12 protein-coding genes are annotated in these 16,519 nt (G+C 43.0%); 10 read left to right on the top strand and 2 right to left on the bottom strand.

Features of this window, described 5'->3' with window-relative positions; genetic code table 11:
• The first annotated feature begins 43 nt into the window (after positions 1-43).
• The 8 genes from LJE09_RS12160 to LJE09_RS12125 all read left to right on the top strand — a co-directional run bounded on the left by LJE09_RS12160 (position 44) and on the right by LJE09_RS12125 (position 12,110).
• The gene (locus LJE09_RS12160) at positions 44-1,396 is read left to right on the top strand and encodes a polysaccharide deacetylase family protein (protein ID WP_227311375.1); all 1,353 of its coding nucleotides are present in this window, start codon (positions 44-46) and stop codon (positions 1,394-1,396) included.
• 412 nt (positions 1,397-1,808) lie between these two features.
• Entirely contained in the window at positions 1,809-3,695 is a 1,887-nt protein-coding gene (glgB, locus tag LJE09_RS12155) for a 1,4-alpha-glucan branching protein GlgB (protein ID WP_173697318.1), read from the top strand.
• 213 nt (positions 3,696-3,908) lie between these two features.
• Positions 3,909-4,142 carry a hypothetical protein gene (locus tag LJE09_RS12150; RefSeq protein ID WP_020993301.1) on the top strand — a complete coding sequence of 78 codons (234 nt, stop codon included), beginning with the start codon at positions 3,909-3,911 and terminating at the stop codon, positions 4,140-4,142.
• 336 nt (positions 4,143-4,478) lie between these two features.
• The gene (locus LJE09_RS12145) at positions 4,479-5,627 is read left to right on the top strand and encodes a CobW family GTP-binding protein (protein ID WP_022379953.1); all 1,149 of its coding nucleotides are present in this window, start codon (positions 4,479-4,481) and stop codon (positions 5,625-5,627) included.
• A 155-nt stretch (positions 5,628-5,782) separates the two neighbouring features.
• Positions 5,783-6,733: a TIGR03943 family putative permease subunit gene (locus LJE09_RS12140; protein WP_008707706.1), complete on the top strand. Its 951-nt coding sequence runs from the start codon at positions 5,783-5,785 to the stop codon at positions 6,731-6,733.
• Positions 6,734-6,744: 11 nt separating this feature from the next.
• Positions 6,745-7,326: an aminoacyl-tRNA hydrolase gene (gene pth, locus LJE09_RS12135; protein ID WP_227311374.1), complete on the top strand. Its 582-nt coding sequence runs from the start codon at positions 6,745-6,747 to the stop codon at positions 7,324-7,326.
• 99 nt (positions 7,327-7,425) lie between these two features.
• Positions 7,426-10,746, top strand: coding sequence for a transcription-repair coupling factor (gene mfd / locus LJE09_RS12130; protein ID WP_227311373.1), 3,321 nt, complete (start codon positions 7,426-7,428; stop codon positions 10,744-10,746).
• A 122-nt stretch (positions 10,747-10,868) separates the two neighbouring features.
• The gene (locus LJE09_RS12125) at positions 10,869-12,110 is read left to right on the top strand and encodes a peptidylprolyl isomerase (protein WP_227311372.1); all 1,242 of its coding nucleotides are present in this window, start codon (positions 10,869-10,871) and stop codon (positions 12,108-12,110) included.
• Positions 12,111-12,312: 202 nt separating this feature from the next.
• Here the strand turns inward: LJE09_RS12125 and LJE09_RS12120 are convergent, their stop codons facing one another.
• A complete protein-coding gene (locus tag LJE09_RS12120) occupies positions 12,313-13,113 on the bottom strand; it encodes an HAD family hydrolase (protein WP_227311371.1) in 801 nt (266 codons plus the stop codon).
• Positions 13,103-14,299: a DUF4317 domain-containing protein gene (locus tag LJE09_RS12115; protein WP_022379957.1), complete on the bottom strand. Its 1,197-nt coding sequence runs from the start codon at positions 14,297-14,299 to the stop codon at positions 13,103-13,105. The genes LJE09_RS12120 and LJE09_RS12115 overlap by 11 nt, the downstream gene beginning before the upstream one ends.
• A 218-nt stretch (positions 14,300-14,517) precedes the next feature.
• Here LJE09_RS12115 and LJE09_RS12110 point away from each other — a divergent pair, with 218 nt between their 5' ends.
• Together LJE09_RS12110 and LJE09_RS12105 are read left to right on the top strand one after the other, a co-directional pair.
• The gene (locus LJE09_RS12110; protein WP_227311370.1) at positions 14,518-15,036 is read left to right on the top strand and encodes a nitroreductase family protein; all 519 of its coding nucleotides are present in this window, start codon (positions 14,518-14,520) and stop codon (positions 15,034-15,036) included.
• Between the two features lie 247 nt (positions 15,037-15,283).
• A complete protein-coding gene (locus LJE09_RS12105) occupies positions 15,284-15,559 on the top strand; it encodes an acylphosphatase (RefSeq protein WP_029677159.1) in 276 nt (91 codons plus the stop codon).
• Positions 15,560-16,519 lie beyond the last annotated feature (960 nt).

The raw sequence follows: 16,519 nt of genomic DNA, 5'->3' as shown, positions 1-16,519 counted from the left end.
TTGTTAAGGACTAATTAACAAAAAGAAGCGGGGAAAGGAAACCATGGATAAGAGGGTGTTGCGCGAAAGAATGCGCAGAAAAAAACGCCAGATGATGATCAGGCATTATACAAAGATCGGACTTTGTGTTATTGGCATGATCCTGGCGGTGGTGTTTGTGGTGAGAGGAATTATTATTCCGATCGCACATCATGTAGCCGGAGGCGGAAGCAGTGATCAGACTGTGCAGGCTCAGGCAGATACAGAGGAAGTTCAGGCAAATTCCGATGCTGCTGTGAGACAGCCATTGAAGGGTAAATCAGATACAGATAAGATTGCCGCGATGACAGCCGGATGGCATGAGGATGCTAACGGAAAGTGGTATCAGAATACAGACGGTACATATTTTTCAAATGGATTTCAGGATATAGATGGTGTTACCTATTCTTTTGACGGAAACGGATATATACAGACAGGATGGGTAGAAAAGGGAGTGAAGGATTATTACTTTAATGAAGACGGATCTTATGATCCGAGTAAGGTACGTCCGATGTTGGCACTGACTTTTGATGATGGTCCGGGAGAGTATACAGATGAATTACTGGATTGTCTGGAACAGAATAATGCTCATGCAACATTCTTTATGCTTGGTCAGAATGTCAGTTCATATCCGGATGCACCAAAACGTATGCTTGAACTTGGATGTGAGATTGGAAGTCATTCCTGGGATCATACACAGCTGACGACAATTGATCTTGATGCAGTTGCAAAGCAGTTCTCTGATACAGATGACGCATTGATTCAGGCATGTGGCCAGGCTGCGAGTGTGGCGCGTGCGCCTTACGGGGACGGAAATTCAGATATTTATAATACTGTAAATAAGCCGTTCTTTATGTGGTCACTGGACACAGAAGACTGGAAACTTTTGGATGCAGATGCGGATTACAGTGCAGTAATGAATGGAGATCTGACAGATGGAACTATCATCCTGATGCATGATATTCATGAGCCATCTGTAAAGGCTGCTTTGAGATTGATACCGGATCTTATTGCACAGGGATATAAGCTTGTAACAGTAAGTGAGATGGCAGAAGCCAAGAATGTGACCTTACAGAATGCATGTTATGTGGATTTCTGGCCGAGTACACTCAGTAATGGAGATGTGCCGGGATATCAGGGCGGTTCCGATGCAGCAGCTTCTGCAGACGGAACAGATGGTACATCTGATGCAAGCACAGATTCTTCTGACGGAAGCACAGATTCCTCAGACGGAAGTGGGGATTATTCGGATGGAAGTTCAGACGATGGAAGTTATGATGATGGAAGTTCGGATGACGGAAGTTATGATGATGGAAGTTCAGATGATTCGGAAGATTACAGTGATGATTCTGTAGATTACGGAGATGGAACGGAATAAAAACATATGCAATCCTGCAGTGTGGACCATACAGAGTAATTACGAATATACGAAAGAGCAAAGAAGAGAGCAATGGTACTTCTTTGCTCTTTATGTTTTTTACAAAAAACACATAAAATATATAAAAAAATTGTTAAATATACACATATTTTTAATTGACGTATGGAATGTCCGTTGGTATAATAAGGCTTATAGAATGACTAAAAGTCAGTTCGTATTCCTGATTGAACTTGCTGTAAGATAGTTACTGTTCATACGCCAAAATTCCATTGCCGCAGGCAATCTGGAATGAACTTTGGCTACGTTACTGAGAATGGAGTGAACAGTAACGTAAGATATCCTGTTACAGTATTATTTTATGGAATCAGTATCTGCAAAAAAGATAGAAACCGAAGTTAAGGGAGGACTCCAGATGGGTGTGAGTATGAAATTTACGGATTTGGATCAATATTTATTTGGACAGGGAACCAATTATGAAGTATATAAGAAACTGGGTGCCCATCCGACTACATACAGACGAAAAAAGGGTGTATATTTTGCGGTCTGGGCGCCGAATGCACAGTCTGTTTCTGTAATCGGTGAATTTAATGACTGGGAGGAAGAAGCAAACCCGATGGAGAAGGTTGGTCCGATCGGTGTTTATGAGGTATTTATTCCGGGGGCAAAGATCGGACAGCTGTATAAATTCTTTATCGTGGGTGCGCATGGAGAGAAGCTTTATAAGGCAGATCCCTATGCAAATGAAGCTGAACTCCGTCCGGGTACAGCCTCCAGGATCACAGATATCACAGACTATAAATGGAAGGATGCCACATGGATCAAGAACAGAGAGAAGTTTGATGAGCAGGTAGAGCCTATGGCAATCTATGAGGTTCATCCGGGTTCATGGAAGAAACATCCGCAGTCAGAGGAAAATGAAAAAGGATTTTATAATTACAGAGAATTCGCACATGCCCTGGCAGCTTATGTGAAGGAAATGGGATATACCCATGTAGAGCTTATGGGAATCGCAGAGCATCCTTTTGACGGTTCCTGGGGATATCAGGTGACCGGATATTATGCACCGACTTCCAGATATGGAACGCCGCAGGATTTCAAGTATATGGTGGATTATTTACATCAGAATAAGATTGGAGTTATCCTTGACTGGGTACCTGCACATTTTCCGAAAGATGCCCATGGTCTTGCGAACTTTGACGGAACCGCAGTGTATGAGCACGCAGATCCGAGACAGGGAGAACATCCGGACTGGGGTACCAAGATTTATAATTACGGACGCCCGGAGGTTAAGAACTTCCTGATCGCAAATGCCCTTTACTGGGTGGAGGAGTGCCACGTAGACGGACTTCGTGTGGATGCTGTTGCTTCCATGCTTTATCTTGATTATGGTAAGAAGGATGGAGAATGGATCGCAAATAAATATGGCGGAAATCAGAATCTGGAGGCTATTGAATTCTTTAAGCATCTGAATACAGTAGTTCTTGGAAGGAATCATGGAACTGTGATGATCGCTGAGGAATCTACTGCATGGCCGATGGTTACAGGGGATGCAGAGAAGGACGGACTTGGTTTTAGTCTGAAGTGGAATATGGGATGGATGAATGACTTCCTGGAATATATGAAGCTGGATCCGTATTTCCGTAAATTTAATCATAATAAGATGACTTTCTCCATGTCATATGCATACAGTGAGAGATATGTATTAGTTCTTTCTCATGATGAGGTGGTTCATCTGAAATGCTCCATGCTTGAGAAGATGCCGGGAGAATTACCGGACAAATTCAGGAATTTAAAGGCTGCCTATTCATTTATGAACTGCCATCCGGGTAAGAAGCTTCTGTTCATGGGACAGGAATTCGGACAGCTTCGTGAATGGAGTGAGGAGAGAGAACTTGACTGGTTCCTTCTGAATGAAGAGCCACACAAGGAACTTCAGAATTATGTGCATGATCTCCTGACTATTTATAAGAAATATCCGGCACTTTATGCCGGTGATAATAATCCGGAAGGATTTGAGTGGATCAATGCGGATGACGGGGACAGAAGTATTTTCAGCTTTGTGAGAAAGTCTCCTACAAAGAGAAACAATATTCTTTACATAGTTAACTTTACACCTGTTGACCGTCCGGATTACAGGGTTGGTGTTCCGAAGAAAAAACAGTACAAGCTGATCATGGACGAGAATGGACTTCTGGAGCAGCCAAAGACATTTAAGGCAGTGAAACAGGAATGTGATAACAGAGAGTTTTCCTTCGCATATCCGTTGCCGGCTTATGGGGTTGCGATTTTTACATATTAATTTTTCGGGATGATTTCGGGATATATGTAAATATCTGAGAGGATTATTGTCAGGGGTATGTTATTTATTTGACAATATTGCAGAGTAAGCATGATAATATATGAAAAATTCGTGAAATATAAATAATTGCTTTTGAAATTTATCTGCGTTATAATTATCGCGAACACAAGGAATAGAGAGAATAATGGTTTCCATGTTGAAAGGAGAATGAACATGAAAGTATCTAACATTAAAGACATCGATAAATTTTTTGCTGTAGTTGACAGCTGCGAAGGCAGAGTAGAATTAGTAACAGGCGAAGGTGACAGACTGAACCTTAAATCTAAATTATCCCAGTATGTATCTCTGGCAAACATTTTCTCAGGCGGAGAGATTCCGGAACTTGAGATCGTTGCTTATGAGAAAGACGATATTGATAAATTAATGAGCTTTATGATCAATGGTTGATCATTAGTGTATACAGGCGGGGGCATGATGGTGGATCATGCCCCTTTCTTTGATGTGAACAGGCAGGTTGTTCTGAAGGTATTGAACAGCTGCAGGATATTTGTAAACCAGGGGGCACAGGCGTTTCCTGGTCAAAGTGCGTTGATGGCAGACTTGAATACATTGGATATCTTATGTATAATGAGTACGTTATAGGTAAATATATAAACAGACAGATAATGATGGCAGTTCCAAAAGTTATTCTGTTTGTTCATAAAAATGGCAGAATATAAAAAATGACGGCTATATGGCAGTTATTCAGAAATATAAATTTTAACGAAGAGGAGAAATAAGACAATGGCAACTAAGATTGATATTATTTCCGGTTTCCTTGGAGCCGGTAAAACTACATTGATTAAGAAACTTCTGAAAGAGGCTTATGCAGATGAGCAGGTTGTACTGATCGAGAACGAATTTGGTGAGATTGGTATTGACGGTGGTTTCCTGAAGGAAGCGGGAATCCAGATCCGTGAAATGAATTCCGGATGTATCTGCTGTTCATTAGTGGGAGATTTCGGCACTTCTCTGAAAGAGGTTGTGGACAAATATCATCCGGACAGAATCCTGATCGAGCCATCAGGTGTTGGTAAACTTTCAGATGTTATCAAGGCAGTACAGGGTGTTCAGGGAGATGTGGATATCGTTCTGAACAGCTATACAACTGTAGTTGATGCAAAGAAGTGCAAAATGTATATGAGAAACTTTGGTGAGTTCTTTGATAATCAGGTTGAATATGCAGGTGCGATTATCATGAGCCGTACAGATATCATTGATGAGAAGAAAGCACAGCAGGCAATGGAACTTCTTCGTGGAATTAATGCGAAAGCTGCTATCATCACCACTCCGATTGAGAAACTGGACGGAAAGAAAATCCTTGAGGTTATGGAGAAACCGGTATCTCTTGAGGAAGAACTGATGTCTGAGGAAGAGGTATGCCCGGAGTGCGGACATGTACATGAACATGGAGAGCATCATCATCACGATCACGACCATGATCATGAATGTGGCTGTGGACATGATCACGAAGAACATGAACATCATCACCATGACCACGACCATGAATGCGGCTGTGGACATGATCATGAGGAACATGAGCATCATCACCACGATCACGACCATGAATGCGGCTGCGGACATGATCATCATGATCATCACCATCATCACGCAGATGAGGTATTTACAAGCTGGGGACGTGAGACGATTAAGAAATACACAAGAGAAGGTCTTGAGAAGATGCTTGAGGCTCTTTCAGCTTCTGAAGATTACGGTATTATTCTTCGTGCAAAGGGAATGCTTCCTGCAGAAGACGGAACATGGATTTATTTTGACATGGTTCCGGAGGAAACAGAGATCCGTGAAGGTGCACCGGAATACACAGGTCGTCTCTGCGTGATCGGCTCCAAACTGAAAGAAGATAAGCTTGCAGAATTATTCGGGCTTGCATAATGATTATGAGGAAACAGCGATTTATGGCAATCCTCTAAAATACTGCATCTGGATTCAGCTCATCAGAGTGTGAAATCCTCGTCATAGATGCGCGACTGAATGATTTCGGCAGATAATAACAGAATCAGAATAAAGATAAAGGAATAAATTATATGATGGATGATATCAGAGTTCCCATTTATTTGGTTACGGGATTCCTGGAAAGCGGAAAGACTACTTTCCTGGATTTTACACTGCAGCAGGAGTATTTTGCCATTGACGGCAAAACTCTGTTGATTCTTTGCGAAGAAGGCGAAGAAGAATATGATATGGATAAACTGAAACTTACAAACACAGTTGTGGAAGTGATCGAGGATGAAGAAGATCTGACACCACAGCGTCTGGCTGCCATGGATATCATCCATCAGCCGGAGCGTGTTGTGATCGAGTACAACGGAATGTGGCTTGTAAGTAAGTTTGAGCAGATGGAGCTTCCGGAAGGCTGGGGAATTGAGCAGGAGATTACCTGTGTGGATGCAACTACTTATCAGGTTTATATGGCAAACATGAAATCTCTGTTCATGGATATGATCAGAAATACAGATATGGTTGTATTTAACCGCTGTAAAGAGGGAGATCCGCTTCCTGCATACAGACGTGGGATCAAGGTTGCAAATCAGAGTGCAGAGGTTATCTTTGAAAATGAAGAGGGCGAGATGGATGACATTTTCCAGGATGAGATGCCGTTTGATATCAATGCACCGATCATTGAGATTCCACCGGAAGATTATGGTATCTGGTTTGTGGATGCCATGGATAATCCGGATAAATATGTAGACAAAATTGTCCGCTTTAAAGGACGTGTCATGAAACCACGTGGAATGGGAAGTAAATTCTTTGTTCCGGGACGTGTGGCAATGACCTGCTGCGCAGATGATACCACTTTCCTTGGATACGTGTGCAGAAGCGATTATGCACCGCATATCAAAGAGGGCAGTTGGGTAGAAGTAACAGCGAAGGTCGCATTTGAGAACCGTACAGAATATCAGGGTGAGGGCATTGTTCTTTATGCAAGTGATGTGAAAGAATGCGAGCCGCTTAAGGAAGAAATGGTATATTTTAATTAGGAGACGCGCATATGTATTTAGTAGTGGGACTGGGAAATCCCGGAAGAGAGTATGAAGCAACACGCCACAATATGGGATTTGACACCATTGATCATCTGGTAGAGGACTACAATGTTCCACAGGGTGGTGTGAAATTCAATGCCATGTACGGAAAAACGATGATTGGTGGAGAAAAGGTTATTCTTATGAAACCTCTTTCTTTTATGAACCTGAGTGGCGGTCCTGTTCGTGAGATGGCGAATTATTTTAAAATTGATCCGGAATCAGAGCTTATTGTTATTTATGATGATATTGATCTGGAACCCGGGCAGCTTCGCATCCGCAAGCAGGGAAGTGCGGGTGGACATAACGGGATCAAAGATATTATCCGCCAGCTTGGCACAGAGAAATTTCTCCGTATCAAAGTAGGAGTTGGAGCCAAGCCTAAGGGATGGGATCTTGCAGACCATGTACTTGGCAGATTTTCCACAGAAGACAGGAAACTTGTGGATGAAGCAATAGAAAAGGCGGCAAAGGCTGTGGATATCATAATCTCACAGGGTACAGATGCAGCCATGAACGAATATAACAGAAAAGTACCTGTACAGAAATAAGCAGACAGGAAACAGATGATTGTTCAGCAAAAGGTATAGAAAGCGGTAACTGGAAACAGAAGCCGCTTTTATTACGTCGAAGGATCATGAGGGGTGAAGATGAAAGCATTTTTAACACCTCTGCAGGGGCTTGCAGAGTTTGAACAGATTAAAGAAAAAAGCAAAACGAATAAGGGAATCCTGCAGGTTTCGGGGTGTATGGAATCGCAGAAATCTCATCTGATGTACGGACTTTCCGGGATTGCACCTTATCGTCTGATCCTGGCGGAGGACGAACGCCGCGCCAGAGAAATTTATGAAGATTACAGATTTTATGACAGAAAAGTGTATTCTTATCCTGCGAAAGATCTTCTGTTCTTTCAGGCAGATATCCATGGAAATCTGCTGATACGTCAGAGGATGAAGGTCATTAAGGCGTTACTGGAAGAGAAAGAACTGACAGTTGTTACAAGTATTGACGGATGTATGGATTTTCTGGAATCTCTGGAAAAGATAAAAGAACAGCTGATTCATTACGAAAGTGACAGCACCGTAGACACAGAACAGCTGAAGAACCAGCTGGTGGCTTTAGGTTACGAGCGGGTAGGACAGGTGGAAATGCCGGGGCAGTTCTCTGTGCGTGGCGGTATTGTGGATATTTACTGTCTCACTGAGGAAAATCCATGGAGAATCGAGCTTTGGGGAGATGAGATTGATTCTATCCGGAGTTTTGATCCGGAGAGTCAGCGTTCTCTGGAAAATCTGGAAGAACTTACGATCTATCCGGCGGTGGAGCATACAGGGGACAAGGATATGGTTTCCTTCCTGGATTATTTTCCGGAGGAAAGAACTATAATCTTTCTGGATGAACCAAACCGACTGACTGAGAAAGGCGGGGCTGTAGAAGAAGAGTACAGACAGAGCCGTATGCACAGAGAGGAAAAAGGCAGCCGGAATCTGCCGGAAAACTGGCTTTGTTCTTTTGAACAGCTTCAAAAAGAACTGAATAAACGTAACTGTATTTCTGTATGTGCGCTGGAACCGAAACAGGCAGGCTGGAAAGTGCGGGAGAAATTTTACCTGGAGATAAAATCAATCAGCGCTTATAACAACAGTTTTGAACTTCTGGTAAAAGATCTTCATCAGTATAAGAAACAGGGATACAGGATAGTGTTGCTTTCCGGTTCCCGCACAAGGGCCGAGAGGCTGGCAAAGGATCTTCAGGAAGAGGGACTGGCAGCCTTTTATGGACAAGATTATGACAGGGAGATCTGTCCGGGCGAGATCATGGTGGTTTATGGCCATGCAAAGAAGGGCTTTGAATACCCGTTGATCAAGTTTGCGGTAATGACAGAATCTGACATTTTTGGACAGGAACAGAAGAAGAAAAAGAAGAAAAAAAATTACAGTGGAAGCCGTATTCAGGATTTTGCGGAGCTTTCTATCGGCGATTTTGTTGTCCATGAAAAGCATGGTCTTGGTATTTACCGAGGAATTGAAAAAGTTGAAGTAGACAGGATCGTTAAAGATTATATTAAAATTGAATACAGAGGCGGAAGCAATCTCTATATTCCTGCTACTCAGCTTGACTGTCTGCAGAAATATTCAGGGGCAGATGCTTCAAAGGCTCCGAAGCTGAACAAACTTGGTACTCAGGAGTGGAATAAAACAAAGAGCAAGGTTCGTGGGGCAGTTAAAAATATTGCAAAAGAACTGGTAGAGCTTTATGCAGTGCGTCAGGAAAAGGAAGGATATGTCTGTGGTCCTGATACTGTATGGCAGAGAGAATTTGAAGAAATGTTTCCATATGAAGAGACAGAGGATCAGCTCAGTGCTATTGAGGATGCCAAACGTGATATGGAGAGTACCAGGATTATGGACCGGCTTATCTGCGGGGATGTGGGATATGGCAAAACAGAAGTGGCGCTACGTGCCGCATTTAAGGAAGTACAGGAGAGCAGACAGGTAGCTTATCTTGCACCTACAACGATCCTTGCGCAGCAGATTTATAATACCTTTGTGCAGAGGATGAAGGAATTTCCGGTACGTGTGGAACTGTTGTGCAGATTCCGGACCCCGGCACAACAGAAGAAGGCAATCGAAGATCTGAAAAAAGGTCAGGTGGATGTGATCATTGGAACGCACAGAATCCTTTCCAAAGACGTACAGTTCAAAAATCTTGGCCTGTTGATCGTTGATGAGGAACAGCGGTTTGGAGTTACGCATAAGGAAAAAATCAAGCAGTTAAAGAAGGATGTGGATGTCCTTACACTGACTGCAACGCCCATTCCCCGTACTCTTCATATGAGCCTGATCGGAATCCGGGATATGAGTGTCCTGGAGGAGCCTCCTATGGACAGAATGCCGATCCAGACATATGTTATGGAATATGATGAAGAGACGGTCCGAGAGGCTATCAACAGGGAATTGCGCAGAGGCGGACAGGTTTATTATGTTTATAATCGAGTGACGGATATTGCAGATGTTGCCCTGCGTATTGCGAAGCTGGTGCCGGACGCAAGGGTGGATTTTGCTCATGGCCAGATGAGTGAGAGGGAACTGGAGAATGTGATGTATTCCTTTGTAAACGGGGATATTGATGTGCTGGTTTCCACCACGATCATTGAGACAGGGCTGGATATTTCCAATGTAAATACTATGATTATTCATGATTCAGACAGATACGGGCTTTCTCAGCTTTATCAGCTTCGGGGAAGGATCGGGCGTTCCAACAGAACTGCCTATGCGTTTCTGATGTACAGAAAGAATGTGATGCTGAAGGAGACGGCTGAGAAGCGTCTGGCTGCGATCCGCGAGTATACGGATCTGGGAAGCGGATTTAAGATTGCAATGAGAGATCTGGAACTTCGAGGTGCCGGAAATCTGCTGGGTGCGCAGCAACATGGACATATGAATGCGGTTGGATATGATCTTTATTGTAAGATGCTCAATGAAGCAGTGAAAGAGGCGAAGGGTATTCATACAATGGAGGATTTCGAGACATCGGTTGATCTGAATGTTGATGCGTATATTCCTGATTCCTACATCAGTAATGAATTTCAGAAGTTGGATATTTATAAAAGAATTGCGGGGATTGAGACACAACAGGATTATGATGATATGCTGGAAGAACTTCTGGACCGTTTCGGAGAACCCGGAAAGGCAGTGCTGAATCTTCTGGCGATTGCGAAGTTAAAGGCGATTGCTCATCAGGGGTACGTAACGGAAATAAAGCAGACTGGAAAAACAGTCCGGTTTACCCTTTATGAGAAAGCAAGGCTGAATACAGAAGGCTTTCCGGCTCTTATGCAGAAATACAGAAGAGGTCTGCAGTTTAAGAATGAGCAGGAACCGAAATTTATCCTGGAACCACAGGGGAATCTGATCCTGGCATTGACGGAATTTGCAGAGGGACTTAAGAGCATGGCGGAAAATATGTGAAATATACTACATATTTTTCGATTTGCCTTGCCCTTCGCAGGAAAAAAGTTTATACTCTAATAACAGTACATTCTGGGAAAGTGGTATGGAAGAAAGACCAGATTGATAATATGGAGGAAGAAATGAAAAAAATGGTAAAGAGAACAGCCGTTGTGACACTGGCAGGTGTGATGTCAGTTGGTATGCTTTCCGGCTGTGGAAGTAAAACATTAGATGGAACAAAGACAGTGGCTACTGTTGACGGAACAGATATTCCGCTTGGAGTTGTAAGTCTTTATGCCCGCGAACAGCAACAGCAGACAACAACCATGTATTTAAATTATATGGGAAGTGCAGATAATATCTGGGATCAGACAGCAGGTGATGATTCAGATGAGACTTATGGTGATCAGGCAGTGACAAGCAGTCTGGAGTCTGTTGAGAAGATGTATATTCTCAAAGAGAAGGCTGCGGATTATAACGTAGAGCTTACAGATGATGATGAAGCAGCGATCGCAGATGCAGCATCACAGTTTATGGCTGCAAACAGTGAAGAGACAATTAAGGAACTTGCGGTAACGGAAGATCAGGTAAAAACACTTCTGGAGCTTCAGACAATTCAGAAGAAGATGTATGATCCGGTTGTAGCAGAAGGAAAGATCACAGTTTCTGATGATGAAGCGAATCAGACAACCTTCACTTATGTAAGTATCTCTACAAGCGGTGATGATATAACTGATGAGGAGAAAAAGACTAAGAAAGAACAGGCTCAGGAGATTCTGGATAAGATGAAAGAGGATCCTACAGCAGATATGAGTGAGATTGCCAAGGGTGTAGATGACAGTTATTCTGCAGTACAGGGTAATTTTACAACCAAAGAGAGCAAAGATGAGGATAAAGATTCCGGCAGCGAGGCATATCCGGATGAGGTTCTGAAGGTTCTGAGAGGACTGAAGGACGGAGAAGTTGCAGACAATATTATTGAGACTGACACAGGATACTATGTAGTAAGACTTGACAAGATCAATGATGAAGATGCCACAGCTTCCAAGCGAGAATCTCTTCAGAATTCCAAAGAAAGTACCTATTTTACAGATACAACTGCTAAATGGCTGGATGAGGCAGATGTAAAGGCGGTTAAGAAAGTCCTTAAGACACTTAAGATCACTGATAAACATACCTTCATGGCGCCGACTCCTACTCCGGTTCCGGAAACACCGACACCTGAGGTGACAGAAGAGGCAACTCCAACACCGGAAACAGAGAAAGTTACAGAAACACCTGCAGCAGAAGATACAGAGACAACAGAGACTCCGGTGGCAGAGGAAGAAGCAGCAGAAACTACTGAAACACCGGAAGCAACACCGACAGAAGCAGCTAAATAAGAAAATCCGAACTGTCAGTAGCCTGCTGATGGGAATTGATTAATGTAAACTGATTAATGTAAATTAAAACAGCTATGATGAAAACCTGAGTGTTTTCACATAGCTGTTTTTAAGTTTAAATAAATCCGAAATCATTCTCCTAAATATGCAAAAATAACACAGATAAATAGAGATATGATAATACGTTATTTTGTATGTTCTGCTAAATGAGATGGAAATGCTTCAAAGCATTGGCAATTCCGTTATCTTCGATATTGGTTGTCTGGTAAGTGCAGTGAGGCAGGATCAGGGGATCCGAGTCGCCCATTGCGATGCTGTTTCCGGCGAACTGCAGCATAAGAAGATCGTTCGTGCTGTCGCCGAATGCATAGGTGTCTTTGACCGGAACCCCAAGGCGGTCTGCCAGAAACCGGATTCCGGTTGCTTTGCTGAGATTTTTCTGAGTCAGTTCCCAAGCCTTGTCTTCATGTATGAAACACAGAAAATGTTCATCTACAAATTTGCGGAAAGTTTCCATATCAGAATCAGCAGACGGAAAAGCCAGAAACTTGTCAAATGTAAAATGGTTGTATGTTTCGGGCGGGTAGAGAGCCAGATCTTCTACTATAGCTTCTGCTTTCAGCTTCTGAACAGTTTCAGGAACAGCACATGAACTGCTGTCATATAAAATCTTATCCGGGCGTTCAAAAAACGCAGGAATTCTGCATTCCCGCAGTAATTCTGTTGTTTTACGGCAAAGCGGATTTGGAATAGAACTGGAAAACAAAAGCTCTTCATTCATATAAATCTGGCTGCCGCATCCGCATACATAGCCGTCGAATCCCATTTCTTTAATGATTTCCGGAATCATTGTATAGGTACGTCCGGAATTGGTGAAAAGGAGATGACCATTATAGCGGGCTTCTTTTAAAGCCTGTTTCGCACTGTCCGGAACTGTCCATGGGTAAGGGGTTAACAGGGTTTTGTCAATGTCAAAAAATAAGAGTTTACGATTATTCTCCATCAGATGTCTCCTCTGTCTCAGTATCTGTATTGTCATAAAATTCGTCATCAGAAGGATTTTCATTTCCTGTATGTACGCGGATTCCGTTCAGTTCAACTTCGCCTTCCATTGGGATCACAAGGCACTTGCGTCCGTCAATTACGCGTGTTTCCACAAGATCGGCACGTTCAGGATCTACGTGGACTACAACATCCGGGGTTTTGATCTCGAATCTTTTTGTATTGGTGATGTTGGAAGCGACCAGAGAGGATTTTTCCCCGGCTGTGATCTCGTATTGTTCATCAAATGACTGTAGTTTTTCATCTTCTACGCCGCATTCTTCAAAGAGGCGTTTTACCTCAGATTTGGTCAGAACTACAGGTTCCGGCTCATCCTTCTGTGATTCGATCAGGTCGTTTAATTTCTCGTGAATGCTTAATACAGTGTCATATCTGCAGTCGTCGCCCAGAGTATCTTCAACCAGTGCGTTAAAGGAATCACGCTGTCCTCCTGCAGAAAGAGGTGCTGTACATCCAAGCAGTTCATCGATAAAAATATCCCGAAGCTCGTTTGCATTTTTACTATAATAAAGGACACCATGGATGTCAGTGCTGCGGTCGTTAAACTGCGGGAAAAGGAAAGCAACATCCGGAAGTTCCACGATCCAGTCGCGGATACGGTCCTGGATGCTGTTGGTTTCGGCATTGTAGCAAAGACCTGCCTTAGAGAGTTTTACAGGACAGATACAGCACATGATGTGCTCATAAATCTCATCAGATGCATCAAACATTTCTGCACCGTCGGAAGACTTTCCGGGGATATCATATACTCCATGGATCAGGATGATGTAGTAGTTTTCGGGATAATCATAGTTTTCAATGATCTTATCGTAGAAACTTTCTACCAGTGCATCATCGGTCAGTTTGCTTTCTCTCAGTTTCATAAGAAAATGTTGAGTTCCGCCCTCAGTTTCCTGCTCGAGAGGAAATTCCATGTTCATCAGATTTTTTCCTATTGTTCCGGAAAGGGATTTGCGGAAAATTTCAAAGTATTTGAACATTTCTTCTTCTGATAAAGAGAGAAATGCTTCTTTCAGTTCGGTTTTTTTATTCTTTTCTCCGTCAACGTAACATCCGCAGATGCGGGTGAGAGAACAGTTCTCGGGAGTGAACTGTTTCTTGATTTCAGAAATTTCTTTTTTGTTCATATAGTTTATACCTCATGTTAGTCTGTTCTTTATTATAGACCAGTTGTGATGCAGGGGCAAGGAAAATTGCCTGAAAATTATGGGAAATACAGGTGAGTTTTGGTAGATGTAGTGCTATAATATAGGAAGATATTGTTGCCTGACTGTGTTGCTGAGAACGTGGTGGACAGTAATGTTGCTTTGACAGTGATGAAAATAAATACAGGAGGATATGAGACATGAATGAAACAATAAAAAATCTTTTGGAGCGAAGAAGTGTACGTGGTTATAAAGAAGATCTGGTGCCGGAAGAAGTGTTGAATGAAATTCTTGAAGCAGGGGAATACTCACCAAGCGGAATGGGACAACAGGGTACACTTATGGTAGTAACACAGAATCCGGAACTTGTTGCGAAGCTTTCTAAAATGAATGCGGATGTGATGGGGACTGAGAGTGATCCGTTCTATGGGGCACCGACAGTTGTTGTGGTCTTTGCAGACAGTAATATGCCTACATGTGTGGAAAATGGAAGTCTGGTTATGGGAAATCTGATGAATGCTGCTCATGCCCTTGGGGTTGATTCCTGCTGGATTCATCGTGCAAGAGAGGTGTTTGCTTCTGAAGAAGGAAAGGCATTGAAGGCAGAGTGGGGTGTGCCGGAGTCTTATGTTGGAATTGGTCATTGTGTGCTTGGTTATCGCTCCGGGGAATATCCGAAAGCGAAAGCGAGAAAAGACGGATTTGTGATCAGGGTGTGATTGTAGTGTGGCGGCAGAGTGATTCCTGAAACAGGCTGGCAGGAAAGATATGAGAATGTTCGGGAAATCAAGTTGCCGGCACAGTAGCTGTGAGAGAGGATTACTGTTGAGTATATTTGATTTTAAGAGAAAGAAGTACAGAACGTTTCTGCAGGATTCTGAGACAGGTGAGGAGATTACTGAGGAGTATGAGAAAGGCCGGGGAGTCTGGAAAAAGCATGATGTTCAGGATGGGAAGGGTTCGGAGATGAGAGAGAATCTGATAAGGAAGCATTATTGGTTTTCGGGGAGAGTGCAGGGAGTTGGATTTCGCTATCGGGCCTGTTATATTGCCAGTTCTCTGGGGGTTACCGGTTGGGTGAGAAATAACTGGGATGACCGCGTGGAGATGGAGGCGCAGGGGAGCAGGGAGCTGCTTGCGCAGATGGTGGAGATGTTGGGGAGACAGAGGTTTATTGAGATTGAGGGGATTGAGGAGAGGGTGATTCCGGTGGAGGTTGAGAGTGGGTTTTATTCCAGATGAAAGGGACGCAAGCTCAAATCATTCTCTTCGGCTTGGCTTCGGGTCTTAAGAAAAACTAAGCCCGGGAAGATCAGGTAAGAGGGACGCAAGCTCAAATCATTCTCTTCGGCTCGGTTTCGGGCCTTAAGAAAAGCTAAGGCTGGGAAGTCTGCTAAAAGGGGACGCAGCCTCAAACAATTCTCTTCGGCTCGGTTTCGGGTCTTAAGAAAAACTAAGCCCGGGAAGATCAGCTAAAAGCATTCGCAGATAACTCAAACTCGCCGCGAAGCGGCTCAGACAGTGAGTGATCTGCGAATAACGCTGATCTTCCCGGGCTAAGATTTTCTAAAGACCCTGCAAATGTCGCCGAAGAGAATTGTTTGAGGCTGCTGGCTGTTGGCTGTGACTGAGGTGGCTGAAAGAGAAGAGAGATGGTGGTCTGTTAGTTTGGCAGAATAGAAAAGTTTTCTATATTAAAATGGGACGGGAAAGCTGGGGATGTTGTGTATATATGGTATGTGGATGCGTCATAATATAGGAAGGATAGATAGGGAGGATGGTTGGAATTCAGGTGTAAGATAGACGGGATGGTTGCTGGGGATTTAGTGGAGCTTAGGGTGAAAATATAAAAAGTTTGTCAAATTATGAAATTAACTGTTGACAGGGACTGCTTTCGGTGTTATATTAGTTGAGCTGTCGGAAATAATTGTTTCTTAAAAAGAGACAATTTAAGATGATTTCTGAAAGAAAAAAGAAATTAAAAAAAGTGCTTGACAACTTAAAACGAATGTGTTAAAGTAATCAAGTCGCTTGAATAGAGCCGACAATCACTGATCTGGAGAACAGTTCGGAAAACCGAAAGAGTTCGAAAAACTTTGAAAAAACTTGAAAAAAGTGCTTGACAAAGAAAAAGAGATGTGATAAAGTAAACAAGCTGTCGCAAGACAGACAACCTTGATAACTAAACAGTGAAACACATAC

The sequence above is a fragment of the Blautia sp. DFI.3.45 genome, from assembly GCF_020593505.1.
GTDB lineage: Bacteria > Bacillota > Clostridia > Lachnospirales > Lachnospiraceae > Blautia_A > Blautia_A wexlerae.
The sequence above is the reverse complement of the archived record's forward strand: the minus strand, read 5'-3'. Positions and strand labels throughout refer to the sequence as shown.

Bases quoted from the DNA above. Each gene is read 5' to 3' on its own strand.
- LJE09_RS12160 (WP_227311375.1), top strand. From the start codon at position 44: ATGGATAAGAGGGTGTTGCGCGAAAGAATGCGCAGAAAAAAACGCCAG.
- glgB (WP_173697318.1), top strand. From the start codon at position 1,809: ATGGGTGTGAGTATGAAATTTACGGATTTGGATCAATATTTATTTGGA.
- LJE09_RS12150 (WP_020993301.1), top strand. From the start codon at position 3,909: ATGAAAGTATCTAACATTAAAGACATCGATAAATTTTTTGCTGTAGTT.
- LJE09_RS12145 (WP_022379953.1), top strand. From the start codon at position 4,479: ATGGCAACTAAGATTGATATTATTTCCGGTTTCCTTGGAGCCGGTAAA.
- LJE09_RS12140 (WP_008707706.1), top strand. From the start codon at position 5,783: ATGGATGATATCAGAGTTCCCATTTATTTGGTTACGGGATTCCTGGAA.
- pth (WP_227311374.1), top strand. From the start codon at position 6,745: ATGTATTTAGTAGTGGGACTGGGAAATCCCGGAAGAGAGTATGAAGCA.
- mfd (WP_227311373.1), top strand. From the start codon at position 7,426: ATGAAAGCATTTTTAACACCTCTGCAGGGGCTTGCAGAGTTTGAACAG.
- LJE09_RS12125 (WP_227311372.1), top strand. From the start codon at position 10,869: ATGAAAAAAATGGTAAAGAGAACAGCCGTTGTGACACTGGCAGGTGTG.
- LJE09_RS12120 (WP_227311371.1), bottom strand. From the start codon at position 13,113: ATGGAGAATAATCGTAAACTCTTATTTTTTGACATTGACAAAACCCTG.
- LJE09_RS12115 (WP_022379957.1), bottom strand. From the start codon at position 14,299: ATGAACAAAAAAGAAATTTCTGAAATCAAGAAACAGTTCACTCCCGAG.
- LJE09_RS12110 (WP_227311370.1), top strand. From the start codon at position 14,518: ATGAATGAAACAATAAAAAATCTTTTGGAGCGAAGAAGTGTACGTGGT.
- LJE09_RS12105 (WP_029677159.1), top strand. From the start codon at position 15,284: ATGAGAGAGAATCTGATAAGGAAGCATTATTGGTTTTCGGGGAGAGTG.